Origin of the sequence: Nonomuraea sp. NPDC049624, from assembly GCF_040675255.1 — a bacterium.
Taxonomy (GTDB): domain Bacteria; phylum Actinomycetota; class Actinomycetes; order Streptosporangiales; family Streptosporangiaceae; genus Nonomuraea.
On the sequence record NZ_JBFAOR010000002.1, the window covers coordinates 457,591 to 483,012 of the forward strand.

A 25,422-nucleotide genomic window follows, 5' to 3' on the forward strand; every position below is an offset into this window, starting at 1 on the left:
GGTCCAGGCGCCAGGAATCAGGAGGCAGCGACCCGTGCCCGACACCCCCGTCCCCGGCCTGTACGACTCGCTGCTCACCCGCGGACTCCAGGAGCGCGCGGCCGCGTGGCGGGACGCGGATCACCTCGTCGAGATCTCCCCCGTCGACAAGGAGGAGGTCAGCCACCTGCTGGGCCGGTTCCTGGGCGAGACGGCCACCCGGGCGTTCGCCGCGCTCAAGGACCCCGACGACCAGGTGCGGCTGGCCAACCGGCTGCTCGGCCTGCTCGCGGACGCCGAGGTGGAGGTCGTCTCCGACGGGCCCGCCCGCCTGCTGTCCGTCGTCAGGAACGAGCCCGGCGCGACCGCCCCCGCCAGGCCGCTGACGTCGCTCTCCGAGGCCGCCCTGCTCACCAACGCCCGCGAGGACCCCAACCTGGCCCACGAGCTGGCCACCGAGCTGGCCAGCGCCGACCGGGTCGACCTGCTGTGCGCGTTCGTCAAGTGGTCGGGGCTGCGCATCCTCGAACGTGCGCTGGCCGAGCTGGGGCGGCGCGGCGTGCCGGTGCGGGTCATCACCACGACCTACATGGGCGCGACCGAACGCCGGGCGCTCGACCGGCTGGTCCGCGACTTCGGCGCCGAGGTCCGTGTCAGTTACGAGCAGAACTCGACCCGGCTGCACGCCAAGGCGTGGCTGCTGCGCCGCCGTACGGGCTTCGACACCGCGTACGTCGGCAGCTCGAACCTGTCCCGCGCGGCCCTGCTGGACGGGCTGGAATGGAACGTGCGCCTGTCGTCGGTCACGACGCCCCGGCTGCTGGACAAGTTCGAGGCGACCTTCGACTCCTACTGGAACCGTCCCGAGTTCGAGCCGTACGACCCGGAGACGGACGGCGGCCGGCTGGCCGAGGCGCTGTCCCGGTCGCGGAGCGGTGAACGGATCTTCGACATCCCGGCCCTGGTCCCGCATCCCTTCCCGCACCAGCGGGAGATGCTGGAGGACCTCGACGTCGAACGGACCGTCCACGACCGGCACCGGAACCTGCTCGTGGCCGCGACCGGCACGGGCAAGACCGTCGTCGCCGCGTTCGACTACCGCAACCTGCAACGGCGTCTCGGCCGCCGGCCGAGCCTGCTGTTCGTGGCGCACCGCAGGGAGATCCTGGCCCAGGCCATGCACACCTACCGGCAGGTGCTGGCCGTCCCGGACTTCGGCGAGCTGCACGTCGGCGACGAACGATCCCGGCACTGGCAGCACGTCTTCGCCTCGGTCCAGTCCCTCAGCAGGATCATCGACACCTTCGCCCCCGACCGTTTCGACGTGGTCGTCATCGACGAGTTCCACCATGCGGCCGCCCGCACGTACCGCCAGATCATCGGCCGTCTCCGGCCCAGGGAGCTCCTCGGCCTGACCGCCACCCCCGAACGCGCGGACGGCACCTGGGTGCAGGACGAGTTCTTCGACGGCCGCATCGCCTCGGAGCTGCGCCTGTGGGACGCCCTCGACGCCGACCTGCTCTGCCCGTTCCACTATTTCGGCATCAACGACGAGACCGACCTCAGCACGGTGAAGTGGTCGCGCGGCTCCTACGACCTGGCGTCGCTGGACAACGTCCTCACCGGCGACACCGCGCGGGCGCGGCTGGTGTTCAACGCGCTCCTGGACAAGGTCAGCGACGTGGCGGCGGTGCGTGGGCTCGGATTCTGCGTCTCGGTGGGACACGCGCGTTTCATGGCCGACTTCTTCACCAAGGCGGGGCTGCCCTCCCGGGCGGTGGACAGCGGCACCGACGACCTGTCGCGCAAGGACGCGCTGAAGGCCCTGCGCGAGGGGAAGGTCACCTTCCTGTTCGCCGTGGACCTGTTCAACGAGGGCCTCGACGTGCCCGACGTCAACACCCTGCTCCTGCTGCGTCCGACCGAGAGCGCCACCGTCTTCCTGCAGCAGCTCGGCCGCGGCCTGCGCCGCACGCCCGACAAGGACGTGCTGACCGTCCTCGACTTCGTCGGCCAGCACCGCAAGGAGTACCGCTTCGGCAACCGCTTCCAGGCGCTCACCGGCTTCGTCCGAGGGCGGCTGGAGACGCAGGTCAGGAACGACTTCCCGCTGCTGCCGTCGGGCTCGCAGATCGTCCTGGACCGGGTCACCAAAGACCGCCTGCTCGACGAGCTGCGGATCCATCTGAGCGCGACGGTCACCATGGTCACGCAGGAGATCCGGTCGCTCGCCGAGACGTCGCTCGTGAAGTACCTGGAGGCGAGCGGCCGCGACATCGACGACCTGTACCGCAACCGCCGCTACTGGACCGACCTGCTGCGCCGGTCCGGCCTGCTCACCGCCCCCGCCTCCCCGCTGGAGAACGCCCTGGGCCGCCGGGTCCGCGCGCTGCTCCACGTCGACGACCGCCCGCGGGCCGCGGCCTACGCCGGCCTGCTGCGTCCCGACGGGCCCCGCTACGACGACTGCCCGCCGATCACGCAGGCGTTCGCCCGCATGTTGTTCTTCTCCTTCTGGCGGGACGGCGGCGGCTTCGCCACCTACGACGAGGGCCTGGACCGGTTGCGGGCCGAGCCGGACCTGTGCGCGGAGATCCTGGACGTCCTCGCCTACGGCGTGGAGCGCCCGCGCCACGTGACCAAGCCGCTCCCCGCGACGCTCGCCGGCGTGCCGCTGGTCCTCAACGGCCACTACTCGGCCGACGAGGTCCTGGCCGCTCTGGGCTGGGCGAGCCTCGGCGGTTCGGTGCCCGCCACCATGCGGGAGGGCGTGGCGTGGTGCCCGGCCACCCGCTGCGACGCCCTCTTCGTCACCCTGCGCAAGAACGAGAAGGAGTTCTCCCCGCAGACCATGTACCGCGACTACGCCCTGACCCCGGAGCTGTTCCACTGGGAGTCCCAGAACCGGACCGGGGCGGGGTCGGCCACCGGCCTGCGCTATCAGAGGCACGAGCAAACCGGCAGCCACGTCCTGCTGTTCACCAGGGAACGCACGGAGAACGACCACCGTCACCCCGAGCCGTACGTCTTCCACGGCACGGCCCGCTACGTCGAGCACAAGGGCGAACGCCCGATGGCCGTCACCTGGAGGCTGGACGAGGAGATGCCCGCGGACCTGTTCCGGCGCGCGGCCATCGCCGGCTGACCGCCCCAGCCCTTCCAGAAGGGGTGATCTGGGCAAAGCATGACGTTACCGATACCCCGTCGAGGGAAGATCGCCGGACATGTCGGAGACACCACCACCCCAGACCCAGCCGTACCCGGGCCGTACGGACGAGATGTCCCCCGAGCCGCGCGACGAGATGCGCGGCTACGAGGGCAGGAACCTGCTGGCGGGCAAGAAGGCGCTGATCACCGGCGGTGACTCGGGCATCGGCCGGGCGGTCGCGGTGGCGTTCGCCAAGGAGGGCGCGGACGTCGCCATCGCCTACCTCGACGAGCACGACGACGCCAACCACACCCGCGGCCTGGTCGAGCAGGAGGGACGGCGCTGCGTGCTGCTGCCCGGCGACCTGGGCGACCGCGACCACTGCGCGACGGTCGTGGAGCAGGCGGTCGCCGAGCTGGGCGGCCTGGACGTCCTGGTCAACAACGTGGCCTTCCAGGCGCCGGTCGACTCCCTGGAGGAGCTGACGGACGAGCAGTGGGAGCACACGTTCGCGGTCAACATCCACAGCTACTACCGCGTCACCAAGGCCGCGCTGCCGCACCTGCGGGAGGGCAGCGCGATCGTGAACACCTCCTCGATCAACGGCCTGCGCGGCAACAAGACCCTCATCGACTACGCCGCGACGAAGGGCGCGATCAACGCCTTCACCTACTCCATGGCCCAGAACCTGGTCGAGCGCGGCATCAGGATCAACGCCGTCGCCCCCGGCCCGGTCTGGACGCCGCTGATCCCGGCCACGATGCCGGAGGAGAAGGTGGAGAAGTTCGGCGCGCAGGTGCCCATGAAGCGGGCCGCCGACCCCGACGAGATCGCCCCTTCGTACGTGTTCTTCGCCGCCGACCGGCTGTCCTCGTACTACACGGGCGAGGTGCTGGCCCCGATCGGCGGCGAGACGCTCCCGGGCTGACCGCGCGGGCCGGCCCCCGGGCTTCACGAAAATCAGAGGTAGATCGAGCCGCCCTTCCCGAGGAACTCGGCCGCCTTGTCCGCCATGCCCGCCCGCACCTCGTGGCTGAGCTTCATCGAGCAGAACTTCGGGCCGCACATCGAGCAGAAGTGCGCGGTCTTGGCGGGTGCGGCCGGCAGGGTCTCGTCGTGGAAGGCGCGGGCGGTGTCCGGGTCGAGCGACAGGTCGAACTGGTCCTCCCAGCGGAACTCGAACCGGGCGTCCGACAGGGCGTCGTCCCACGCCTGGGCCTGCGGGTGCCCCTTGGCCAGGTCCGCCGCGTGCGCCGCGATCTTGTACGTGATCACGCCGGTCTTGACGTCGTCGCGGTTGGGCAGGCCGAGGTGCTCCTTGGGGGTGACGTAGCAGAGCATGGCGGTGCCGTACCAGGCGATCATGGCGGCGCCGATGCCCGAGGTGATGTGGTCGTAGCCGGGGGCGATGTCGGTGACGAGCGGGCCGAGGGTGTAGAAGGGCACGTCGTCGCAGAGCTCGCGCTGGAGGTCGACGTTCTCCTTGATCTTGTGCATGGGCACGTGGCCGGGGCCCTCGATCATCACCTGCACGTCGTGCGCATGTGCGATCTTGGTCAGCTCGCCCAAGGTGCGCAGTTCGGCGAACTGGGCCTCGTCGTTGGCGTCCGCGATCGACCCGGGGCGCAGCCCGTCGCCCAGCGAGAACGTCACGTCGTAGCGGGCCAGCAGGGCGCACATCTCGTCGAAGTGCTCGTACAGGAAGCTCTCGCGGTGGTGGGCCAGGCACCAGGCGGCCATGATCGAGCCCCCGCGCGAGACGATCCCGGTCTTGCGGCGGGCGGTCAGCGGGACGTGCGCCAGCCGCACGCCCGCGTGCACCGTCACGTAGTCGACGCCCTGCTCGCACTGCTCGATCAGGGTGTCGCGGTAGACCTCCCACGACAGCGCCTCCGGACGCCCGCCCACCTTCTCCAGCGCCTGGTAGACGGGCACGGTCCCGACCGGGACGGGCGAGCTGCGGATGATCTGCTCGCGGGTCTCGTGGATGTTCGGCCCGGTGGACAGGTCCATGACGGTGTCGGCGCCCCACCGGGTGGCCCACGTCATCTTCTCGACCTCCTCCTCGATCGAGGAGGTGACGGCGGAGTTGCCGATGTTGGCGTTGATCTTTACCAGGAAGTTCCGGCCGATCGCCATCGGCTCGGACTCGGGATGGTTGACGTTGGCGGGGATGACCGCCCGCCCGGCCGCGACCTCCTGCCGGACGAACTCGGGGGTCATACCCTCCCGGACGGCCACGAACTCCATCTCCTTGGTCACCAAGCCGCGCCGCGCGGCGCCGAGCTGGGTGACCGGCGACCCCCACGCCGAGCGGTCGGTGCGCGACGGCCCCGAGGTGTCGTAGAGCCGCACCGACGTGCCGTTCGACAGCCTGACCTCGCGCATCGGCACCTGAAGGTCACCGATGTGGATCTTGGAAAAGCGCGCGTCGCTCATCGCGCAAACTCCCTTCGCCGGCATTATCCGGAGCAGGTTCTGGCGGTCGGCGGCTGACAGCCGTCCTCTCAGCCCGGTCCGCACCGGGCTCCCGCGTTGGTCACCGCGATCATAACCCCGCGCGTGGCAGGATCAAGGGGATGTCTGATCCCATTGCGCACACGACCGCCACCTACGACCGCATCGCGCGCCAGTACGACGAGCAGGTCGCCGATCCGTCACCCTCCGTCGCGGGCTTCCGCGACCGGTTCGTCTCAGCCCTGCCCGCCGGAGCCACGGTCGCCGACCTGGGATGCGGCCCGGGGCGCGAGTCTGCCTGGTTCGCCGGACGCGGCCTGACCACCGTGGCCGTGGACCTGTCGCTCGAGATGGCCAGGCTCGCCACCGGGCGCGGCGTGCCCACCGTCCTGGGCGATCTGCGGCGGCCGCCGCTGTCGCCGGCGTCCCTGGACGGCGTCTGGTCGGCCGCGGCCCTCGTGCACGTGCCGTCCGAGCAGACCGAGGCGACGCTGCGCGCCTGGCACGCGGCGCTGCGCCCCGGCGGGGTGCTCGCGCTGATCACCGCCCTGGGCGACAACGAGGGCTGGGAGCCGGTGCCGTACCGGACGGAGTACGAGCGCTGGTTCGTCCACCGCGACGCGGGCGACCTGCTCGCGGTGCTGGACGCGGCCGGGTTCGCGGTCGCCTGGCACGAGACGAACGTCACCCACCGCACGTGGTTCAGCGTGCTGGCGACAGCGCGCAGCTCCCCGCTGCCCTAGTCCCCCCAGGTCGAGCTCTCCCCTGGTCTGGTCTCCAGGGCGCGCTCTCCCCTGCCCTGGCCTCCAGGGCGACCTTTCCTCTCGTCCTCTCGCCTGGTCTCCAGGCGAGCTTTCCTCTGGCCTGATCTCCAGGGCGAGTGCGAACCCGGGGCCGCGCAGCCGCGCGGTCCCGCCGCGCGCCGACACCGGCCTGACCTCGACCGGCACGCCGTCCGCCCAGGTCAGCCGTCCGGCCTCGGCCGTCATCTCGTCCTCACCGCCGTCATGCGCAATGCCAATGCGCAACATGAACCCCACCGGTCCCGGAAGTCGCGCCGTCAGCCTGCCGACGATGGCGTGCGCCGGGTAGGAGGCGAAATTCCCCGTGCTGTAGGACGGGTTTCCCAGGATCGCGGCCACCTCGCGGCCACCTCCTCCGGCGCCATCGAACCCCGCTCGTCGATGACCCGCCGCACGCCGCCCGGAGCGCCGGGACGGTCCGTCGGCCAGTTGCCGGATCCGCCGGGCTCCGCGCTGCCCGGACCGCCGGTCCGCAACGGCTTCTCGTCGAGCTGGACGCGCTCGGTCGCAAGCGCCCCGAACACGCACGCGCCGAGCGCTCCGTTGCCGATCGGCAGGACGTGTCCTTCCCAACCGGGGGCGGGCTCGTCGCACCGGAGCGTCAGCATGGCGATCACCCCAAGGTTTGGCGATCGCCCCTGGCGGTACGGACTCCCTCAGGGGAACTATGATGAAGATCGCCGCTGTGGCCGCGATCGTGGCTCTCACCACGATCGGACCGGCTGCCGCCTCTGGGGACGGCATCGAGCAGCAGGAAGTGAGCAAGCAGCAATACCGGACGCTGACCGCCCAGTGCCGCTACGCCGACACACAGGCCCTGCGCCAGAAGTGCAGGCAGGCGGTCAAGGACAACTACCGTATCGGCCGGCGCAACCGTTCACTCGACTGCCGGACGTACTCCGGCGTGACGGTCTGCGGCGAACTGCTCCTCAGCAAGGCCGAGCGCGCGTGCATCGACGAGTCCACCAGACAGGGCTTGGCCTATCGCCGCGCCGAAGTGGAATGTTACGTGGCCTGACCATGATCGTCGCAGGTGTCGACGGCTCGCCGACCGGACTGCTGTCCGTCGACTGGGCCGCCAAGGAGGCAGTGCTGCGCGGGGTGTCGCTGACCGTGGCCCACGTGGTGCCCGACTGGGTCTGCCGCCCCATCTCCGGCCGGTACGCGGAGGTGGGCAAGTGGATGCGCGACGGCGCCAAGGAGGTGCTCGCGGCCGCCGAACGGCGGGCCCGCGAACTGGGCGCCGAGGTGACCACGGAACTCGTGCCCGGCGATCCCCGCGCCGCGCTGATAAAGGCCGCCGAAGAGGCCGACCTGCTCGTCGTCGGCAGTCGTGGCCTGGGCGGCGTACGCGGGCTGCTGCTCGGCTCGGTCGCCCACGGGGTGGCCGCGCACGCCCAGATGGACGTCGTCCTGGTCCGCGACCCGCCGACCGTTCCGCGCGGTGAGCTGGTGGTCGGCGTCGACCGTTCCGAGGGCAGCCTGCGCGCGCTGAAGTTCGCCTTCGCCGAGGCCGAGCTGCGCGGCGCCAGGCTGCGCGCGGTGGAGGCCTTCGCCTGGCCGCGCCCCTCGGGTTTCGGGCCCGCCGATCCGGAGGCCGAACGCGAGACCCGCGAGGCCCTGCGGACCTTCCTCGCCATACCTCGGCAATGCCATCCCGGCGTGGAGGTGATCGAGGACGTCGTGCACGGCCACCCCGTCGAGGTGCTGCGCGAGGTGGCGGCCGGGGCCGACCTGCTGGTCGTCGGCAGCCGAGGCCACGGCACGCTGAAGGGCATGCTCATCGGCTCGGTCAGCCAGGCCATGCTGCACCACGCGCCCGGCCCGCTCGCGATCGTGAAGGCCACCTCCGCCTAGGGGACGTTCCCCCAGGTCACGGCCTTCGCCGTCTCCTCCGCCCGCTCCCGTCCTCCTGGACCGCCCCCCTCACCTGCACCTGCATGTGCCCCCCGGTCGCCCCGGGCGTCCGCCGGCGGCTAACCGGCGGATGGCACCGCCGCCGCCACGATGCCGGCCACGCGGGGCGCGGCCAGCCGTACGTAGTCGTCGGTGGCGAGCGCCAGGGAGCGGTCGAGGCGCGCGGCGTTGAAGTAGATCTCCGGCAGCTCCAGCAGCGAAGGATCGACCACCAGCTCAAGACGGGGGTCGTAGCTGAACGGCAACACCGTCCCGCTGACGCTGCCCGCCAGCTCCTCGGCCCGGTCCTTGTCGGCGAAGGCCACGTACGTGCCCTCCAGCAGCCCCTTGACCGCCTGCAGATCCAGCCGCGCGTCCCCCGGCACGACGGCCAGCACGTGCCGGGTGCGCTTCTTGCCGATCTTGACCATCACGATCAGGCACTTGGCCGCCTGCTCGACACCGTGCCCGCGCAGGGCGCTCACCTGCTCGGTACGCCCCTCCGCCGGATGGTCGATCACCCGGTACCGCGCCCCGCCGGCATCGAGCTCGGCGATCAGACGCTCATAGGCGTCCGGCCGCCGGTCGCCCTCAGGGCCTTCGGCGACCTCGAAACCTCTGGCGGCATCGGGACCTCCGTCGGCATCGGGACGTTCGTAGGCGTCAGCCGCGTCACCAGTCACTGCTCAACATCTCCTTGGCCTCGGCGATCCGGCCCTCGTCGCGCTGGTAGAACACCCACTGCTTGATCTTCGTGCCCCGGATCAGCCCCGCCTGGGCCAGCACCTTGAGATGCTCGCCGCACGTGGGCCGGCTCACGCCCAGCTTCTCGGCGATGAACAACGAACAGACGCCGTCGCGTACGAGATCGCCGTCACGCTGCGGGCCGAAGTGCCGCTCGGGGTCGCGCAGCCACTCAAGGATGAGCAGCCGTTTCTCACTGGCCAGCGCCTTGACCAGATCCACATCCACCGAGCCAGTATGGCAATAAGCTAATTACCTGTCCACGCCCGGCGAGCCCCCTGAGCCGTACGGCCTCAGGACGTCTGCACCACCGGCGCCCCTTCGCTGGCCTGCACCAGGACGAACCCCTGCCCCCGGAACGCCAGCTGCATGGCCTCGCCGCTCCCCCGCCCGATCAACGCCCCGACCTTCATCGTGCGGTTGACCCCGACCTGCAACCCCGTGCTCCAGCACACCGCCGCCTGCCCGTCCACGAACGTCGGCATCCGCGCCACGTCCAGCAGCACCGGCGTGCCGTGCGTGGTCACCGCCACCCAGCCCGTGCCCGTCACCGTGGTGTTGAACAGCCCGCCGGCCGCGACCCCGGCCCCCTGCACCCGCTGGATGTCCCATCTGAGCTCCGGCCCGAACGCCAGCAGGTTCCGCCCGTTGACCGTCAGCCCCTCGTTCTCCAGGTAGAAGAGGTGGATGTCGTCGGCGTTGTCGGCCAGATAGAGCTGCCCCTGGCCGCGTACCCGCATCAGGGAGGCCCCCTCCCCCGTCACGGCCTTCTTCAGCAGCCTGCCGAGCCCGCCGCCCTCGTAGTCGAAGTCCATCTGCCCCTGGAAGGCGACCATGGACCCCTGCTTGGCGAGCACCTCGTGCGGCAACTGGACCCGCAGCATCTTGTGGTTCTCCAGCGCGAACCCGCCGGGAAGCGGCTGGCCGGCCAGGTTGCCGAAGATCGAACTACGCACGTCGTGCCTCTCACGTCGATGGTCGTGGCCGCCGACGTGCATCCGGAGCCGGCCCGAGCGGCGTCACCTCCGCCGCTCCACCGCCACCTCCGGCACACCACCCCGGCGCCGTTCTACAAACCCATCAACTCTGCGCCCCGGAAGCGAGTTCCCGCACCACCTGTATGAGCTCGGCCGGATCGAACGGCTTTGTCAGGTACGCGTCGACCCCGATCCCCAGCCCCCGCCTCCGGTCGTCGTCCTGCGCCCGCGCCGTGATCAGGACGACCTTGATGTGACGGGTCGCCTCCTCCGTACGCAACTTCTCCGCCGTCGCCCACCCGTCCAGACAGGGCATCATCACGTCCAGCGTGATCACATCCGGCATGACGTCCATCACGCGATCCAGACAGTCCTGCCCATCGGTGGCGGTCGACACCTCGAACCCCTCAAGGTTCAGGTTGACCGCGATGAGCTGCCGGATGACCTCGTCGTCATCCACGACCAGTACTTTGCCAAGAACGTCGCTCACGGGCGCAAAGCTAGCCCGTAGCGGGCCGGTCACGTGGGGTTTTCGCGGGATGCGTTCAAGGAGCGTTATCTGGTGCCGAGTGGTCCCCGGATGCTGATAGCCTTATCACTCGTCGCCCCCTTAGCTCAGGGGATAGAGCACCGGCCTCCGGAGCCGGGTGCGTAGGTTCGAATCCTACAGGGGGCACAAGATCTTGATCAGCGGTTCAGGCCGCTGACCAGGGAAAAGAGCGTACGAACGGGCGGGCCTCCAGTCTCACGGAGTCCCGCCCGTTCTCGTTGAAGTTCACCGACCGTGAGTCGATCGGCGTCGGGAAGCGGTCGCGACCGCCCCGAGGAAGACCCCATGCCCTGCGGGTGAGCTTGGGCAGCCGCGGCCGCCACCAGGTGGCGGAGGCCGGCAGGCCGGGGCTCACTCTGACCCCCGGCCGCAGCGGCATCGCTTGGCGGCCCACGAACTCCGGCTCACCTGCAAATCTCACCTCATCTCGTGCCGAGGTCACCAAGGGCGCCGGAATTTCCGGGGGACGGAAACGGTGCCGCGAATTGGTTCACGTTTCCCGGGACGCGGATCCGGAAGACGCGTCGCTTCCCAGATTCCGCGCAATAAGCAGAAGGAGCGCCCGACGAGGACGTTCGCCGCGCTTTCTCTCCGGAGTACGACCCGGCACTCCATCGCCTTGCTTCTTGAGCGCATCATCACAGAAACCGAGCGCGGCCACAGAGTATGCCAGCTATTCCGGCGGACCTCGCCGATGAAGAGAGCCTTCCCAGGTGAGCAGGCACTGTCAGCCGTGGGGCCGTTTACTCCAGCCACAAGGAATGCAGTCTCGACGAGGCGCTGAAGCTGTACCACTTGCAGGACAACGGCAAGAAAATGGCCGACGTCGGCTACAATTGATCACCTTTGCCGCGAAACTCGTGCGGCGAGTTCTTCCAAGCGGCCGGAGACCCTGCCTGACAATGAGGTACGAGAAACAGGGGCCCATGCGGTACGCCGGCGCCGGTTCGACGGAGGCGCGGGCGCATTTTCGCCGGACCCTCGGTTGCGGGGGTGTTCTGGTGGCGGTCGTGCTGCTCGCCGCCGCGGTCGCGTGGGCGGACAGCCGGCTCGTCGACAGCGCGCTCTCGTACTGTTTCGGCGATCTCGACGGAGGCCAAGCGCTGGCCGGGCTGATTTTTCTCGGCGGCAGGTGGCTGCTTTTCATGGCCGTCTTCCTGTGCGGCGCGCTTCTCCTCGCCGGGTTCCGCTTGTGAGGCGGGCCGACGGCAGAGCCGCCGTCGTGGCCTTCCGGGTGGGCTTCTGGGTCACCGCCCCGCTGCTGGTGGTCGTCCCGGCCGGCCTGATCCTCTACGATTTCGCGACGACCGGCACGCCTACCGGCGCGACAGGGCTCAATTGCGGCGTGGGCAACGTGCCGCCCTGGTGGCCGGACTGGCTGCCGCCCTGAGGGCGGCCGGTGATTGCCGGGAAGCGCGGCGTGTTCTCAACTCGGAAGACGCCAGTGGCAGACCTCGCCGTTGATGCACAACTCAGTTGTCGTGTCGCGAGGGTTCGGCGGCTTGACGGACACCTTTTCACCCCACCCCTGGTACTGGGTGTCGGCGGAGAAGGTTCTGCCCACCAATTCATCAAGGCCGCCGGCGAGGGTGTACCTGCTCTGCACTCTGCTGATCGATCCCGTCGGGGTCAGCGTGAGGGTGTAGGAGACCTTCGTACCGACGAGGCCCCATGAACCCTGGGTGGAATGGCGGAACCAGACGGAGCGAGCCTTGCCGAGCTGCTTGAAGGTGATCACGCCGGTGACGCTGTTCCCGTTCCTGTGGCCGTTCTTCAGCAGGGCCGCCACGGTGGCCGGCTCTGTCGGATTGAGAAGCTGCTCATCGTATCCGAGCAGCTCGGTGTGCCAGAGGTACAACTGGTGAGAGTTCTCCCACCAGACCTTGCCGTCTTTCAGCCACTTCCCGATGAGCCCACCGGATTGGTAGCTGGTGCCGCCGGGCTCGTGATTGAAACCAATGCCGCGTTCGGTTCCATGAGCGCCTCCGGTCGTGGTGACGTCCAACGCCTTGACGCCTCCGTTGGGCGCGTTGAACTCGAAGGTGCCTTCACGTCGGCGTTCAGTGACTTTCTTCGTGCCCTTCGAGACGATGGCAGTTTCGGTGAAACGCACGCCGTCTCCGCTTGCCAGAACGCTTTTCAGTGCCTGGACAGGCTCTTGGGATACTTCTCGCTCCGAGGAAGCCTGGGCTGGAGCAATCCCTGCCAGCAGAGCACCGCAGGCCACCAACGTCATGAGCGTGTTTCTCATGATGAAGAGAATGCCTCCATCAGGACACGCGCGGAACACGGACCGGATGCGACTGCCGAAACACGACGGGGAGGCCGGTGGACGTGCTGGGTTCGGCGGGCCGATCGCCTTGAGGTCTTGCCCTTCTCCGCAAAGCGGGACACAGCGGGAGGTCCATGTCAGTATGACCATGGGTCCCCTCCGAGGAGTGTCCGATGTGTGACGATGCGTTGCTTCCTGGCCCTGTATCCGCTGCCCTGGCTGACTACCGCGCGCTCCGTGACGCGCACGGTCCCTGTTGGGGCGAACCGTCTCTGTCCTACGTCGTCCAGGCATGGGCGACCGTCTTCCTCGACCGCCGCTACGACTTCTACAACACCGGGCTGCGCCAGCTGGCCGGACGCCACCCCGACCTGCCCGCCGCCGAGCTGGAGGATCACCTCGGCGAGGTGGACCCCGACCGGGTGGTGCGTGACGCGCTCGCCGGCGACGTCGTGGACAACCTGCCCGTGCTGCGCCTGACGCCCGGCGGCTGCGCGGTGGAGGCCGTCACGCGCACCGTGCTGGAGGGCGAGCCGTTCCGTACGGCGTTGTTGCTCGACTCCAGCAGGGACGAACCGGTCACCGTGCTCGTGGACGGCACCTGGTGCACGGTGGAGGCGCGCGGGGCCAAGGTGGTCGAGGTCGCCGAGTCCGTCGTCGTCGACGGGCGGCCGGTCGACCTGGCGCCGCTGAGCAGGCGGGTGGCGGCGGCCGGCGTGCGGTTGCGCGCGGGGTTCCCGTGCCGGTGGAGCGTGACGAGCGCGAACGGCCAGGGATGGTACCCCGGCGGCGCGCCGCCCAAGCTGGACGCGCATCGCCGGCCGTTCTTCCACGGTGACGACCTCGTGGTCCCCGTCCCCGCCGAGCCCGTCACCGTGACCGTGGCCAGGGGGATGGAGTACGGCACCGCCGACGTGACCATCACTCCGCAGGCCGGTGCGGAGACGCTGGTGGAGCTGACGCCCGAACGGCTGTACGACGCGGCCGCCCGCGGCTGGTACGGCGGCGACCTGCACGTGCACCTCAACTGGATGGGCGAGGAGCCCGCCGCGCCCGAGCTGGCCGCCGCCGCGCAGCACGGCGAGGACCTCCACGTGCTCAACCTGGTGGCGGGCAACGTGGCGAGCGAGCGTGTCTACGACGCGGAGGCGCTGGAGCAGTGGGTGGGCAAGGACCTGCCGTGGTCCGACGCCCGGCACGTGGCCAGGATCGGCGTCGAGTACCGCAACGACGTGCTCGGCCACTGCACGGCGTTCGGGCTGCGCGGGCTGCCGGGCCGCTACCACACGGGGTTCGGCGGCACGGCCGACTGGCCGCCCAACGCGGCGGCGTGCGAGGAGCTGAGGGCGCTCGGCGGGATCGTGTCCTACGGTCACCCGTTCCACACCGCGTTCGGCGACGACGACCCGCCGGACGTCGTACTCGATCGCGGGCGGTCCTGCGCGGCCAGGGAGATCGTGGCCGACGCCGCGCTGGGCCTGATCGACTCCCTTGACGTGCTCAACCACTCCTCCGTCCTGGCCACGGCGGCCGTGTACCGCCGTCTCATCGGCGCGGGCAACAGGCTGGCGGTGACGGCGGGGACCGACGCCGTGCTGTCCTTCTGCCGCCGCGGCACCGCCTCCGCCCCGCCCGGCTGGGAGCGGGTGTACGCCAACGTCGCCGGCCCCCTCACCACCGAGTCCTACGCCGAGGCGATCCAGCTCGGGCGTACGTTCGCCACCACCGGGCCGTGGCTGGAGCTCACGGTGAACGGGCACGGCCCCGGCGACACGCTGGTGCTGCCGCCGGGCCAGGAGGTGGAGATCGTGGTCTCCACGATCGGGCCGGAGGTCGAGGAACTGGAGATCCGCACCGCTGCGGGCGTGCTCGCGCAGGGGCCACCCGGGCGGCTGGTGGCCACGCTGACGGCGGACGAACCGACGTACGTGGTGGCTGTGGCGACCGGCGGCCCGCATCCGCGCTCCCAGCACCGGCGCGGCGCCTACGCCCACACCAGCCCCGTGTACCTGGACGTCGCGGGCGGCCACGTGGCCAGGGAGGCGGACGTGCGCTGGTGCCTGGCCTGGCTGGACCGGCTGGAGTCGATCCTGCGCGAGTCCGGCCGCTTCGACACCCCCGCCCAGGTGGACGACCACCTGGCCCTGTACGAGCGAGCGAGGCAGGTCTACCGCAACCGCCTGCCCTGACCTCGCCCAGCCAGGTGTGCTAGCGGGATCAGGGCCTCCCCAGGCGGGCACGCAGGTTTGAATTGCCCCGGAGGCACAAGATCGTGACCGGCGGCTCTCTCACCAGCGGCCAGGGCAAACATCACAGGTACGGGCGGGCCCCAGTCTCACGAAGCCCCGCCCGTTCTCGTTGACACTCGCCGGTTGCGGGGCTCACAGCTGGAACATTCGTGGGGGAGCGGTTACCCCTGCCCCCGGACACCCTCGCTTTCCGAGGATGCCGGGCAGTACTGCCAGACGAATTCCAGCCACGGCGGGGCCACCCCCGTGAAGTGCGCCCAACTGCCCGGTTCCGCCCCCGGGTAGTCACCTCGGACCTCGGAAAGGAGCCTCAGCAGGAAGCCTTCCCGGATCAGGCTGTTGACTATCCGGCTCAGTGTCTGCCTGTACTCCAGGGGTTCGCGAATGTGGCGGCCGGCCGGCTTGCGGTCGTAGACCCAGTCCTGGTCGGGATAGCAGGTCGCGGCCTCGTCCGTGTAGGGGTGCTTCAGCGTGTAGCCCTCCCCGTTCCACGAGTGGTGAGTGAGCCCGGAGAAGAACGGGTTGGCGCACATCAGGTAGTAGTAGCCGCCTTCGTCGACGACCCTCGCGACCTCACGAAAAACGATCCGGGAGTCTGGGACGAAGGTCAGCGAGTACGGATGCCAGACCAGATCGAACGAGGAGTCGTCAAGGGCCGACAGGTCCCGCATGTCTCCCTGGATCGTGCGGATGTCGACGCTGTAGTGCTCGGCGGCCAGGCGGTCCCGCTCCAGCTGCCCGGACGAGATGTCGAGAACCGTCACGTCGGCCCCGAGCAGAGCGAAGGCCGCAGACTGCTGCCCGCCCCCTCCCGCCAGGCAGAGCACCTTCCGGCCCGCCAGGTCGCCGGGGATGCCCAGCCTCTCCAGACCCAGATAGGCCTGAGCCTTCTCCGCGTCCAGGTCGAGCATAGGACGGGTGAACAACGCCTCCGCCCCCGCAAGGGCTTCCCAGCGTTCCTTGTTGTAGTGGTAGACCTCGTCCTGCATGGCGGACACCCTAGCTGTCGTCCAACGGCCGGGACGAACCATATTCGGTCGGGCCTTGTTCCTCCGCCGTCCTCCTCCACCAGTCCATCCGCCATGAACTGCCACTTTCGGATGAAAAAGCCTCATTGAGGCATCGCGGTAACGACCAGAGAAACATAGCGGCCAACGCGAAAAAGGAGATGGCGAAACCAGAACGGTCGTCACTATCGTCACCATGCTGGAGTCGCGCCAGTCCGGCACGGCCGGATCCCAATCCTGATTAGCAGGCAAGAGGCTGGCCACACACGCAAGCAACCCAAGCATCCTGTGAACACACCCATGGCGATGCGCGTCACCCTGGAGCTTTCATGTGCCGCCACCAGGCGACGCCACTCTTCCAATTCCCAACGATCGGCCGAATCGGATAAGTCATCAAATGACGCCAAGCCTTCTCCTGGTATTTCGATCCGGCGCCTTGCAATAATCAGAGCCTCGACCGGCGGGTTTCAGGTCACCGACCAACATAAGCGACGTGCCTTCAAAGGTGTGAACAACCGCCGTAAAGGCCACTGAAGGGACCGAACGCCCGACTCCCTTGCCGACGTGGCCCAGCCGGCGTATGCGTGGGACATCGCCTACTGGAGGAAACTTGGCTTCCAACCGATGGCCGCTCGGCACCTTCATGCACCGGCTGACGGATGAGCTCCGCTCGGAGCTCATCGGGCTCGGGACCTTGTGCACGGTCCCTCCCGGACACGTGCTGATCAGGCAGGGAGATCGCGGCACATCGGTGTGGATTCTGCTGGATGCGCTGGTCAAGGTGACCGGAGGTGTTGAGAACGGTGTTGAGGCGACCCTGGCGATCCGGGTGTCGGGCGACGTCGTGGGCGACATGGCGGCCATGGACGGGTCGCCGCGGTCAGCGACCGTGACCACCTGCGGACGCGCAGTTCTCCAACAGGTCAAAGGCCCGGTCTTCCGCTCTTTCGTGACCCGGCGGCCGGCGGCGGCACTGGCGTTGACGCAGGTCGTGGCCGAGCGCCTACGTTGGGCCAATCAGCGCCGCCTCGACTTCGCCGGCTACGAAACGAAGATCTGCCTGGCACGGGTGCTGATCGCCTTGGTCGCGCGGCACGGCTGCACCACGGACGACGGCGTGAGCATCGGAGTACCGCTCACAAGAGCCGAGCTCGGCATGCTGGTGGGCGCCAAGGAGATCACGACGCAGAAGGCGCTGCGCGAGCTGGCCGCGGAAGGGGTCATCCGGCGAGGTCACCGTGACGTCGTGGTGAAAGATCTGGCGGGACTGACCGCGCTCGCCGACCTGCCGATCCTCGCCAAACCATATTTCTAAGGCTTCTCCCACCGGGTCGTGCCGCACTGTTGAGCGCACCCGCTCATTGGAGATGCCATGGTCACGCACGATTACCGCGTCCTGCTCACAGCCGACGTCGAGAACTACGGCGGCCGTACCGACGCCCAGCAGCGAAACCTTCAGTTCGGACTGATCAGCACCATCGAGACTGCGGCGGACCGCGTCCAGCTGGACCATGGGGCGTGGGAGCGTCAGGTGGGCGGCGATTCGCTGACTGTCCGTCTTCCCGCCGAGCCGGGCCCCTTCGTCACGATTCCTCTCCTCCTCGACCAGTTCCTGACCGAGCTGGATCTGGCCATCGCGGCCCACAACAGTCAACGCTCCGATCCCAGCTGGGCCCGGATGAGAATGAGGCTCGCCGTACATGTCGGACCGCTGCAGCTGGACGGCGCGGCCGGGTGGCCTGGGCAGCATGCGGTACAGCCCGCGAGGTTGCGTGACTCGGCACCGATCCGGACCGCTCTCGACACCTTCCGCGACGCCGATCTGGCGCTGATCGTCTCCCGTGAGGTCTTCCGCGACTACGTGTCACAGGGGCCGGGGCGGCCTAGACCGTCGGAGTTCCTGGAGGTCGCGGTGGCGGAGAAGAAGCAGGAGTACACGGCGTACGTGTACGTGCCGCACTTCGACGTCCACGCCATGGAGATTCCGGCGTCTCCGCCGTCCGGCAACAACACCCCGTCGTCACCGCCGCCGAGCACCGGGTCGATCAAGAACCGGGTCAAGAAGGGCGAGATCTTCTTCGCACAGGGAGACATGCACGTCACTCGTGAACCGAAGCGGAGGGAGAAATGAGCGACTCTCCACCTGAGGAATCGACGTCCAGCCCCTCGCAGCAGCAACTCCCGGCGATCGAGGCCGCCGTTCCAGATGGAGCAGACGAGGCATCGCAGGAGTCCGACAACCAATCGATCCGCACCGAGATGACCGCCTCTGGGCAGGAGTGGCTGGAACGTGAGCAGAGCCTGGACGACCTGTTCGCCGACGAGCGGCCCAGCGCCGGCACCCGGGATCTGTTCGGCCGCGTGCACAACCGCGTCAAGAAGGGGAACGTCTGGTTCGCCCAAGGCGACATCCACGTAAATCAGGGACGGGCCCAACCGACCGCGACGATTCACGAGCTGACGGAGAACGAGATCGAGGGCCTACGGCGAACGCTGGTACCGACCCGGTCGCAAGCCGAAACACGCAGGCTGCTGGACAGCGAACGCCTCGTCCTGCTCGGCGGCCCGGCGGAGACCGGAAAGGCGACCACGGCCGCGGCGGCGCTGCTCGACTGGTGCGGCAGGGCGAGCTGGATCAGTCCGCACGGAGCGAGCACGCCGGACCCCCGCGAGTGGAAACTGGAAGCGGGACACGGCTATTTGCTCGACCTGGTCGATTCGCCCGACGCCGTGGACAAGGTGACCACGACTCTCAAGCGGGCCGGCGTCAACGCGGACTGCAGGGTGATCGTCCTGGTGCCGGGGCACATCAGCTCCACCGTCGCGCCCGTGATCGAGCATGACGCCCCGCCGAACGCCCAGATCTTCGCCAGGCACCTGTCCGTTCAGACCTCAGGCACGCGGCTCGGCCCGGACGATCAGCGGCTTCTGGACGAGGAACTCCGCGCCCACTCCGCTCCCTGGCAGGTGGTCGAACTGGCCAAGCAGGTGGCCGCCACCTTGGAGGCCGGCACGTCCATCGAGGTCATGCTGAACCGGCGGTTCCACCGGATGCGCGCGAAGGTCGGCGAAGACCTGGAGAAGCGAAGGCCGACCTTGGGCCGGTGCTTCATGACGAGCATCGCCGTCCTCCATGGGCTGCCCGAGGCGGAGATCTCCGGCGCGGCGCTGGCTCTGGCCGAACGGCTCGACGAGAAGTGGCGCCGTGACCACTCTCCGAAACCGGTCCAGCTCTGGGAGAAGCTCCCTCTCTGGTTGCGTTACGTGGATGCCGAGGCCACACCCGCCGGGCCCGGTGGCGGACGGACCATCAGGCTGAGACGTCCCCAACTGGCGGCCGTCATGCTGCGGGTGATCTGGGAAGACCAGCCGACCATTCGCGACTCCCTGGTCGACTGGCTGCTCTGGCTCGGCGGCGAGGGCTCGTCGCACACCAGGATCAAGGTCGGGCACGCGGTCGGGAAACTTGCGACCTTCGACTTCGCCCTCGTGAACGAGCGGTTCCTCCAGGTGTGGAGCCGGTCCCGCCGCATGCGGGATCACCAGCTCGCTGCTCTGGCGCTGGAGGCCGCCGCCGAAGACCCGTCGATGACCCGCCGCGTTCACCTCCATCTCCGTTCGATGATCCAAGGCAACGACGTGACGAAGGCGATCGCCATCCGCGCCTATGCCTCCTCTGTCGGCCTCTCCGCCCCCGACCAGGCCCTCGCCGCGTTCAGAACCCTGGTCCTCACCAGGGGCGACAAGTTCCACCAAGACGTGGCTCAGTCCGTCGCCTATCTGTATCGCACGGACACCGCACACACCATCCTGAACAACCTCGCCGATTGGGTCGACGAAGGAGGACCCGCAGGTCATCGCAGCGCCGCCGTCGCCTTCGGACGGCTGACGGCGCTACCCGTCCCGAGCCCTGAACGGCCGCATCTGAGCCGGCTGGATCCTCATCCCTCGCTGGTGACGCTCTGGCGCAACGCGCTCAGCCATGAGGTCGATGGCCGCCTGGTCGTGCCCGAGTCCTGGGACCTGCTGCTGAGCGAATGGCTGCGTCACTACGACGAGCGGCGCACCGTACGGGAGATCACGGACCAGGTCTTCAGCCTGATCGACGGGCGGAACGCCAAGCGGGCCCTGCTCTACCTCCGGCTCTGGCGGCACCAGGGCGAGATCGCCGCCGATCTTTACCATCACCTGCGTCAACTCGTTCACAGGAGCTGATCCCATGCGCAAATGGCTGGCCCCCATGCTTTATCACGTCCAGCAGAACGAGCCCGAGCCCGAACCGCCCGTCAACATCGAGCCGTTCGTCCTGACCGCGCCCGCCAAGGGCGACGCCTACGACTTCTCCGTCACCCTGTTCCGGACCGCGGCCTCAGCCGGGAAACTGGCCCACGCTCTGCTCAACGACGAAGTGCCCGAAGCGGAAGCGGTTCTCCAGCGCGCCTGCCAGGAGATACGTGTGATCACCCGGCAGTTCGACATCACCGAGCCGGGTGCGGCAGAGCGGGCCGCGAACGAGAAATTCCGATCGATCTCCGGCGCGATGACGGGTGTCTTCAGATGGACGGTCCGCGCCGAGGTGGACGTGCCCGACGAGGTCCGCCAGCTCAACCGCGACAGCCACAGGAAGCTGCACGGCATCAGATCCGACGCCGACGCGGCTCTGCTGCATATCAGCAGCACCGACGAGGTCCGGCAGAAGTGGCAGGAGTTCCTCGCCGCCGTGGAGGGAAGCGCCCGCGTGGTGCACGCGATCCAACTGGCTGTCGCTCCAGAGCAACTGCCGCAGATCATCGCGAAGCTCGACGAGCAGCGGCAGCAGGGCGCGCAGAAACTGCTCGACACGGTCGACAAGATCATGCAGAGCTACGAGAAGGTGGACATGCTCGACTTCGTCGTCCGGAACGAATCGGTGCTCCGCAGCACTCTGGAACTCCTCGGCCTTCCCGTGCCTCCGCTGGAGGACAACACCCTGCTGGACGGCAGGGCGTGACCCACCGTGCAGGCGCTGTACTTACGCCTGCACGGTCACGACGGGAAACCGGTGAGCACCACGTCGATGAGCGCCGCGCTCACCGTGGCCGCCATTCCCCCCAAGAGCAGCCAGAACCCCCAGCGGATGAGACGATACTTCTGCCCCACAATGTGACTGACCCGATACAGCTGATCAGCGACTCGCTCCAGGTCGAGTGCCGATGACCGCATCAGAGCGCCGGCGACGGTCGCCGTGGAGTCGAGGTGAAGGACATCGGCGTAGTACATGACGGCGCGGCTTCCCTTCCGCCGATCCAGGCGCGGATAGACCGCACCGGCGAGCACGACCACGGACGCCACAGCTGCCGCTGCCCCTGCCCACCACAGCCACTCGACGGCGTTGGACATCTCGAAAGGTGACCAGCTACCCGCGAGCAGGCCGCCTGCGACAGCGCCGAGAGCGATGCCGACGATGCCGAGAAGGACCTGGGCCTTGGTGTCCGCCCGGTTGAGCTCCTCACGGGCTTCTGTGAGTAACTGTGTTCCGTAGGCACACGCGTCGTCCTCGGCTGTCTGCCGTTCGTCCGCGGGGGACTGGGTGAAGGCTCGCACGATCTTGCGGAACACGAGAAACCTCCTCGCCGGGGGCGATCACAACGCAGAGCATTCCACGACTGGCATCAGAGTTCGCAAGGGTTCTGTACGCTGACGCCCATGCCTGTCGGCCTGGCCGCGTGCCACTGCGTTCTCTGCAGCGACCGTGGCGACCTGGATCGTCGTACCCACGCCACGGTCGAGAAGGTTCAGCGGTACGGCTGGCAGGTCGTGATGGTCCCTCATGACGAGTCCGGGCCGGGCTGGGCCTTCACCATCGGGCTGTGGCACAACCATCGTTCGCCCGAGCTGGCCATGTTCTGCCTGGACATCCACGACATGCAGACCTGCCTCAACGCCCTCGGCGAGAAGGTGGTCGCCGGCCTGGCGCTGGAGGCCGACCAGGAGTGGGAGGACGTCATCGACCACCATTCCGTCGCTCTCAAGGCCGTCGACTATCGCTGGTACCGGGCCTTCTTCGGCACAGCCATCGGGTTCTACCGACAGCCTCCCTTCCCGTTCCTCCAGGTCGTCTGGCCTGACCGGGATGGCACGTTTCCCTGGCAGTCGGACGGCAATGATCACGGCCACCAGCCACAACTGTGGTTGAGGCCGGACGAACACCCTCCTGGCATATGGACACAGGACTTGTAAAGGCCGATGCGGGCAGCACCGACGCGCCTGGCGCTGGCGGCTCTGTCGACACCATCGTGTGGCGCTACGCCCAGAAAGCGTGCCGCGCGCCAACTGGTGTGGGCCTCGCCAACACTGCCTGGCTGGAATCGCTTCTCGGCCGGAGTGTCGCAAGGGTACGGCGGCGATGAAGTCCCTGGGTTCGCAGATGATCGCGGCGAGCGTTGTATGAGACGTTCGGCGTCACGCTGCCGCTGAACCAATGAAAGAACCCTGGCGTGCCGAGGAGCCTTCGGCTTCCGCGGACACCTCGCATGTTGCCTATGAAAGCCCCAGGATGGACTCGCAGACGGGGTAGGACTACGACCTGTGTAACCATGCGCCAAGGGAGGGTTAGCATGCCTAGCGCAGCGGAGTCGTCAGCCGGCGGAGCCCGAGCGGCCCGCGGCTTCGGCTTTCAGGCACAGGTCTTCGCCTGGTGGGCCGTACTGGCAGTCTGCGACCTGCCCCCGGGTCTTGGGCTGGATAGCCGCATACGGATCAGGTCAGTCGGCAGCGAGACAGCGTTGGCGCTGGACGATGTCACCGTGGAGCTCACCAGCGGCTTTCTCCTGCTGCAAGCGAAGAAGGGGATGCAAGCAGTCTCCCCCTCATGCAATCCCCTCGCACAGGCGATCGAACAGGTCGTCCAGGCCATGATCACCGGAATTCCTACACAGCATGGTCCACGGCCGGTCGATGCCGCCCTCGACCGACTGGTGATCGCAACCAGCGAGGACGGCAGCAAGAGTTTTGATGAATTAGGGACGGTTTGCAGACGACTGCAAGGACATCCCTTCTCCATTCCCTTGGAGTATGCAGCGAAGACAGTCGTCCAGAGACGAGCGTTGCGGACGATAATCGAGATGATCACACGCGAGTGGTCTCGAGCGACCGGGAGCCCGCCAACCGAGGTCGAACTGCGACAGCTTCTCAAGGTTCTCGAAGTCGTCCGGTACGACTTCGCCGAGGAAGGGGGAGCTGATCTTGCCAGGCTACGAATGATTCTCCGGAACTGCACCGATTTCCCCATGATCGATCGCCCCCTCGAGACCTTGACCCAGTTGGGGCATGCATCGCAGCAGAAACAAACATGGTTCCCTCTGGAAGACCTTCGGCGTGCCGTCCAAGCGACCCCGGCGGCAGGTAACAAATCTTACACAAATCACCTTCGCCCCATGCCGGATCCATACATTCCGCGCACCGAGTATGTTGCCGAGTTTCCGGACGGACAGGTCATCGTCTTCTCCGGCGGCGCCGGCTGCGGGAAGACGACTCTGGCCCTTCATCTCGCCCATCACTCCATCGAAGACTTTCCGGACGCGCAGCTTATGGTCGACATGCGCGGTTACGGGACCGGGATCCCGATGTCGTCAAAGGAGTGCGTGGATACTCTCCTGGCGCAGCTCGGAGAAGAACCGACCAATGACTGTACGGATATCCAGAAGCGTCAACTTCTCATCAACCTCCTGAACGACAAACGGTGCATCGTTGTTCTGGACAACGTCGCCGAATCTCCCGACATTGTTTTCCAATTGCTACGGAAAGGATCAAGCAAGATAATCCTCACCAGCCGAAGGGCGCTCGCCAACCTGTCCCGGGAGAGCGGAGTGAGAAGTGTTCAGGTGGATGCCCTTCAAGCGGTCGAGGCATACAGGTTGTTCGCCGCTTATGTCGATGAAGAACGTATCGCCAAAGAACCGGAAAGCGCACAGAGGATCCTCGACATCTGCGGCAACCTGCCCTTGGCGGTCGAGATCGCCGGCGCGCACGTCCGTAGCCTCGGTCACCAGAGCCTAGCTCGGATCGCTACAGGACTTACGGATTCAGAAGCCCGCCTCGACTTCCTGGACCTGGGCGAACCAGCCAGCTCGATCGGCACCATCTTCTCGTGGACCTACGACACCCTGAGTGATGCGCAAAAGACGACCTTCGTCATGGTCGGGAACGCGTTGGGACCCGATCTGCCCTCCGAAGCGGTTGCGGCGCTCCTTGGTACCGGCCGAGCCATCGGGCGCCTTCGCGAGCTTCGGCACCTCAACCTCGTGCAGGAGGATGCGGACGGCGTCTTTCACATGCACGATCTGTTACGAGACTATGCGTGCTCCCTGGCGCGGCAAGACCGCCAGCTTTTCGAGGCAAGCAGCAGAGCCAACCGCGAGCTGGTGCGGTGCTACACGGAGTACGTCAAGGAGTCGCTGCCCTCAGCAAGAGTCGAAGGCAAGGCTGAGATGTGGCTGGACAAGAATGTGGAGCGAGTCCTTTGCGCCATCATTCAGGGCGTGAAGCGTGATGGCCTCTTGGACTGCATGGCACTCGCGGACGCGCTCATCGAACACATGTGGCGCTGCGGCCGGTCGTCTGAGTACGTCGATATCCTCCGGGCCTGCGTGTCCCTGTCCCGGGAGGCCGGCGATATCAAGAGCGCAGAGTATTTCCTGCGGCAAGCCGCCATCACACTTCGCCGCATCGGCAGTCACGAGGAGTGTGTTGAGCATGCGGAAGCAGCGCTCGACCTGGTCGCCCCGCACACACTCGAGGCCGCGGACAGTCATGGAATCATCGCGGCCGCGCACTCCTACGCCGGGAATCACGAGGCAGCGCTGGCGAACTATTACAAAGCGCTGGCCCTCTTCGGTCAACTCGACCAGGACGAAGCCGCAGGCGACATTCACAATGGCCTGGGGTGGAGTCTCCTCCAACTCGGCCGCACAACGGAAGCCCTGTACCACTGCGATGAGGCACTGACCATTCATCGGGCTGTCGGAAACCTCAACAGCATGGCCGCCGACCTGGACAGTCTCGCTTTCATCCGGCGGGAGATGGGGGATCGGGAGGCAGCGCTCAGGCATTTCGAGGAGTGTCTGAGCATCTATCGACGGCTCCGGTACACCACAAATACGGTACGTACCCTTGACTCCATGGGCGACCTGCACGAAACAGCAGGTCACCTCCGGGAGGCCCGTGACCACTGGAGCGAGGCTTTGAAGATCACGAAAGACGCCGGGCTCGCGGAGCTCCCAGAGGCTGTCGCCCTCAGCCGAAAGCTGAAAGCCTTGGAAGGCAAGAATGTCACACCCTCTTGATATGCTCGTTGCGCAAA

General features: G+C 67.7%; 23 protein-coding genes, 1 tRNA gene and 1 riboswitch. Of the genes, 15 read left to right on the top strand and 9 right to left on the bottom strand.

Annotation, left to right across the window (positions count from 1 at the left end):
- Positions 1–34 precede the first annotated feature (34 nt).
- Both AB0J76_RS08440 and AB0J76_RS08445 read left to right on the top strand, forming a co-directional pair.
- On the top strand, positions 35–3,124 hold the full coding sequence (locus tag AB0J76_RS08440) for a DUF3427 domain-containing protein (RefSeq protein ID WP_352319652.1): 3,090 nt from the start codon (positions 35–37) through the stop codon (positions 3,122–3,124).
- A gap of 79 nt (positions 3,125–3,203) precedes the next feature.
- Complete coding sequence (locus AB0J76_RS08445) at positions 3,204–4,055, top strand: SDR family oxidoreductase (protein ID WP_352319651.1); 852 nt, start codon at positions 3,204–3,206, stop codon at positions 4,053–4,055.
- 32 nt (positions 4,056–4,087) lie between these two features.
- On the opposite strand, the gene thiC is transcribed toward AB0J76_RS08445, so the two are convergent.
- The gene (gene thiC / locus AB0J76_RS08450; protein ID WP_352319650.1) at positions 4,088–5,566 is read right to left on the bottom strand and encodes a phosphomethylpyrimidine synthase ThiC; all 1,479 of its coding nucleotides are present in this window, start codon (positions 5,564–5,566) and stop codon (positions 4,088–4,090) included.
- Positions 5,559–5,671: riboswitch (TPP riboswitch) on the bottom strand. It overlaps the preceding gene by 8 nt.
- Before the next feature lie 35 nt (positions 5,672–5,706).
- Here thiC and AB0J76_RS08455 point away from each other — a divergent pair.
- Complete coding sequence (locus AB0J76_RS08455) at positions 5,707–6,327, top strand: class I SAM-dependent methyltransferase (RefSeq protein ID WP_352319648.1); 621 nt, start codon at positions 5,707–5,709, stop codon at positions 6,325–6,327.
- A gap of 317 nt (positions 6,328–6,644) precedes the next feature.
- On the opposite strand, the gene AB0J76_RS08460 is transcribed toward AB0J76_RS08455, so the two are convergent.
- Positions 6,645–6,995: a glycoside hydrolase N-terminal domain-containing protein gene (locus tag AB0J76_RS08460; protein WP_352319647.1), complete on the bottom strand. Its 351-nt coding sequence runs from the start codon at positions 6,993–6,995 to the stop codon at positions 6,645–6,647.
- Positions 6,996–7,054: 59 nt separating this feature from the next.
- Here AB0J76_RS08460 and AB0J76_RS08465 point away from each other — a divergent pair, with 59 nt between their 5' ends.
- Both AB0J76_RS08465 and AB0J76_RS08470 read left to right on the top strand, forming a co-directional pair.
- Complete coding sequence (locus AB0J76_RS08465; protein ID WP_352319645.1) at positions 7,055–7,405, top strand: hypothetical protein; 351 nt, start codon at positions 7,055–7,057, stop codon at positions 7,403–7,405.
- 2 nt (positions 7,406–7,407) lie between these two features.
- Positions 7,408–8,244 carry a universal stress protein gene (locus AB0J76_RS08470; RefSeq protein ID WP_352319644.1) on the top strand — a complete coding sequence of 279 codons (837 nt, stop codon included), beginning with the start codon at positions 7,408–7,410 and terminating at the stop codon, positions 8,242–8,244.
- Positions 8,245–8,363: 119 nt separating this feature from the next.
- Here AB0J76_RS08470 and AB0J76_RS08475 read toward each other — a convergent pair whose 3' ends face one another.
- The 4 genes from AB0J76_RS08475 to AB0J76_RS08490 all read right to left on the bottom strand — a co-directional run bounded on the left by AB0J76_RS08475 (position 8,364) and on the right by AB0J76_RS08490 (position 10,494).
- A complete protein-coding gene (locus tag AB0J76_RS08475; RefSeq protein ID WP_352319642.1) occupies positions 8,364–8,966 on the bottom strand; it encodes a YbaK/prolyl-tRNA synthetase associated domain-containing protein in 603 nt (200 codons plus the stop codon).
- The gene (locus AB0J76_RS08480; RefSeq protein ID WP_352319640.1) at positions 8,956–9,255 is read right to left on the bottom strand and encodes a winged helix-turn-helix domain-containing protein; all 300 of its coding nucleotides are present in this window, start codon (positions 9,253–9,255) and stop codon (positions 8,956–8,958) included. The genes AB0J76_RS08475 and AB0J76_RS08480 overlap by 11 nt, the downstream gene beginning before the upstream one ends.
- A 65-nt stretch (positions 9,256–9,320) precedes the next feature.
- Positions 9,321–9,983, bottom strand: coding sequence for an AIM24 family protein (locus AB0J76_RS08485; protein WP_352319638.1), 663 nt, complete (start codon positions 9,981–9,983; stop codon positions 9,321–9,323).
- A 124-nt stretch (positions 9,984–10,107) separates the two neighbouring features.
- Positions 10,108–10,494, bottom strand: a complete 387-nt coding sequence (locus tag AB0J76_RS08490; protein WP_352319636.1) for a response regulator — start codon at positions 10,492–10,494, stop codon at positions 10,108–10,110.
- A gap of 114 nt (positions 10,495–10,608) precedes the next feature.
- Between AB0J76_RS08490 and AB0J76_RS08495 the strand changes: the two genes are divergently transcribed.
- The 3 genes from AB0J76_RS08495 (at position 10,609) to AB0J76_RS08505 (ending at position 11,944) form a co-directional block, all read left to right on the top strand.
- Positions 10,609–10,680, top strand: a tRNA-Arg gene (locus tag AB0J76_RS08495).
- Positions 10,681–11,555: 875 nt separating this feature from the next.
- Positions 11,556–11,750 (top strand): hypothetical protein, encoded by a 195-nt coding sequence (locus AB0J76_RS08500; protein WP_352319634.1) that lies wholly within the window; start codon positions 11,556–11,558, stop codon positions 11,748–11,750.
- Positions 11,747–11,944 (top strand): hypothetical protein, encoded by a 198-nt coding sequence (locus AB0J76_RS08505; protein ID WP_352319632.1) that lies wholly within the window; start codon positions 11,747–11,749, stop codon positions 11,942–11,944. Before AB0J76_RS08500 ends, AB0J76_RS08505 begins: the two co-directional genes overlap by 4 nt.
- 36 nt (positions 11,945–11,980) lie before the next feature.
- On the opposite strand, the gene AB0J76_RS08510 is transcribed toward AB0J76_RS08505, so the two are convergent.
- Positions 11,981–12,805, bottom strand: coding sequence for a hypothetical protein (locus tag AB0J76_RS08510; protein WP_352319631.1), 825 nt, complete (start codon positions 12,803–12,805; stop codon positions 11,981–11,983).
- A 194-nt stretch (positions 12,806–12,999) separates the two neighbouring features.
- On the opposite strand from AB0J76_RS08510, the gene AB0J76_RS08515 reads away from it, so the two are divergent.
- Complete coding sequence (locus tag AB0J76_RS08515) at positions 13,000–15,015, top strand: CehA/McbA family metallohydrolase (protein ID WP_352319629.1); 2,016 nt, start codon at positions 13,000–13,002, stop codon at positions 15,013–15,015.
- A 221-nt stretch (positions 15,016–15,236) separates the two neighbouring features.
- Here AB0J76_RS08515 and AB0J76_RS08520 read toward each other — a convergent pair whose 3' ends face one another.
- The gene (locus tag AB0J76_RS08520; protein ID WP_352319628.1) at positions 15,237–16,064 is read right to left on the bottom strand and encodes a class I SAM-dependent methyltransferase; all 828 of its coding nucleotides are present in this window, start codon (positions 16,062–16,064) and stop codon (positions 15,237–15,239) included.
- A 628-nt stretch (positions 16,065–16,692) separates the two neighbouring features.
- Here AB0J76_RS08520 and AB0J76_RS08525 point away from each other — a divergent pair.
- From AB0J76_RS08525 to AB0J76_RS08540, 4 genes are read left to right on the top strand one after another with little or no spacing between them, the layout of a single operon-like run.
- The gene (locus tag AB0J76_RS08525; RefSeq protein WP_352319627.1) at positions 16,693–17,397 is read left to right on the top strand and encodes a Crp/Fnr family transcriptional regulator; all 705 of its coding nucleotides are present in this window, start codon (positions 16,693–16,695) and stop codon (positions 17,395–17,397) included.
- Between the two features lie 57 nt (positions 17,398–17,454).
- A complete protein-coding gene (locus AB0J76_RS08530) occupies positions 17,455–18,213 on the top strand; it encodes a hypothetical protein (RefSeq protein WP_352319625.1) in 759 nt (252 codons plus the stop codon).
- Entirely contained in the window at positions 18,210–20,297 is a 2,088-nt protein-coding gene (locus AB0J76_RS08535) for a hypothetical protein (protein WP_352319624.1), read from the top strand. The genes AB0J76_RS08530 and AB0J76_RS08535 overlap by 4 nt, the downstream gene beginning before the upstream one ends.
- Before the next feature lie 4 nt (positions 20,298–20,301).
- A complete protein-coding gene (locus AB0J76_RS08540; protein WP_352319622.1) occupies positions 20,302–21,072 on the top strand; it encodes a hypothetical protein in 771 nt (256 codons plus the stop codon).
- Between the two features lie 35 nt (positions 21,073–21,107).
- Here AB0J76_RS08540 and AB0J76_RS08545 read toward each other — a convergent pair whose 3' ends face one another.
- The gene (locus AB0J76_RS08545) at positions 21,108–21,680 is read right to left on the bottom strand and encodes a Pycsar system effector family protein (protein WP_352319621.1); all 573 of its coding nucleotides are present in this window, start codon (positions 21,678–21,680) and stop codon (positions 21,108–21,110) included.
- Between the two features lie 87 nt (positions 21,681–21,767).
- On the opposite strand from AB0J76_RS08545, the gene AB0J76_RS08550 reads away from it, so the two are divergent.
- Together AB0J76_RS08550 and AB0J76_RS08555 are read left to right on the top strand one after the other, a co-directional pair.
- Positions 21,768–22,301, top strand: coding sequence for a DUF4262 domain-containing protein (locus tag AB0J76_RS08550; RefSeq protein WP_352319619.1), 534 nt, complete (start codon positions 21,768–21,770; stop codon positions 22,299–22,301).
- Positions 22,302–22,678: 377 nt separating this feature from the next.
- Complete coding sequence (locus AB0J76_RS08555) at positions 22,679–25,405, top strand: tetratricopeptide repeat protein (RefSeq protein ID WP_364389149.1); 2,727 nt, start codon at positions 22,679–22,681, stop codon at positions 25,403–25,405.
- Positions 25,406–25,422: the final 17 nt, after the last annotated feature.

Excerpts from the sequence above, each read along its gene's own strand:
- AB0J76_RS08470 (WP_352319644.1), top strand. The coding sequence starts at position 7,408 with ATGATCGTCGCAGGTGTCGACGGCTCGCCGACCGGACTGCTGTCCGTC.
- AB0J76_RS08515 (WP_352319629.1), top strand. The coding sequence starts at position 13,000 with ATGTGTGACGATGCGTTGCTTCCTGGCCCTGTATCCGCTGCCCTGGCT.
- AB0J76_RS08535 (WP_352319624.1), top strand. The coding sequence starts at position 18,210 with ATGAGCGACTCTCCACCTGAGGAATCGACGTCCAGCCCCTCGCAGCAG.
- AB0J76_RS08465 (WP_352319645.1), top strand. The coding sequence starts at position 7,055 with ATGATGAAGATCGCCGCTGTGGCCGCGATCGTGGCTCTCACCACGATC.
- AB0J76_RS08530 (WP_352319625.1), top strand. The coding sequence starts at position 17,455 with ATGGTCACGCACGATTACCGCGTCCTGCTCACAGCCGACGTCGAGAAC.
- AB0J76_RS08510 (WP_352319631.1), bottom strand. The coding sequence starts at position 12,805 with ATGAGAAACACGCTCATGACGTTGGTGGCCTGCGGTGCTCTGCTGGCA.
- AB0J76_RS08460 (WP_352319647.1), bottom strand. The coding sequence starts at position 6,995 with ATGCTGACGCTCCGGTGCGACGAGCCCGCCCCCGGTTGGGAAGGACAC.
- AB0J76_RS08455 (WP_352319648.1), top strand. The coding sequence starts at position 5,707 with ATGTCTGATCCCATTGCGCACACGACCGCCACCTACGACCGCATCGCG.
- AB0J76_RS08555 (WP_364389149.1), top strand. The coding sequence starts at position 22,679 with ATGCCTAGCGCAGCGGAGTCGTCAGCCGGCGGAGCCCGAGCGGCCCGC.
- thiC (WP_352319650.1), bottom strand. The coding sequence starts at position 5,566 with ATGAGCGACGCGCGCTTTTCCAAGATCCACATCGGTGACCTTCAGGTG.
- AB0J76_RS08550 (WP_352319619.1), top strand. The coding sequence starts at position 21,768 with ATGCCTGTCGGCCTGGCCGCGTGCCACTGCGTTCTCTGCAGCGACCGT.
- AB0J76_RS08445 (WP_352319651.1), top strand. The coding sequence starts at position 3,204 with ATGTCGGAGACACCACCACCCCAGACCCAGCCGTACCCGGGCCGTACG.
- AB0J76_RS08540 (WP_352319622.1), top strand. The coding sequence starts at position 20,302 with ATGCGCAAATGGCTGGCCCCCATGCTTTATCACGTCCAGCAGAACGAG.
- AB0J76_RS08520 (WP_352319628.1), bottom strand. The coding sequence starts at position 16,064 with ATGCAGGACGAGGTCTACCACTACAACAAGGAACGCTGGGAAGCCCTT.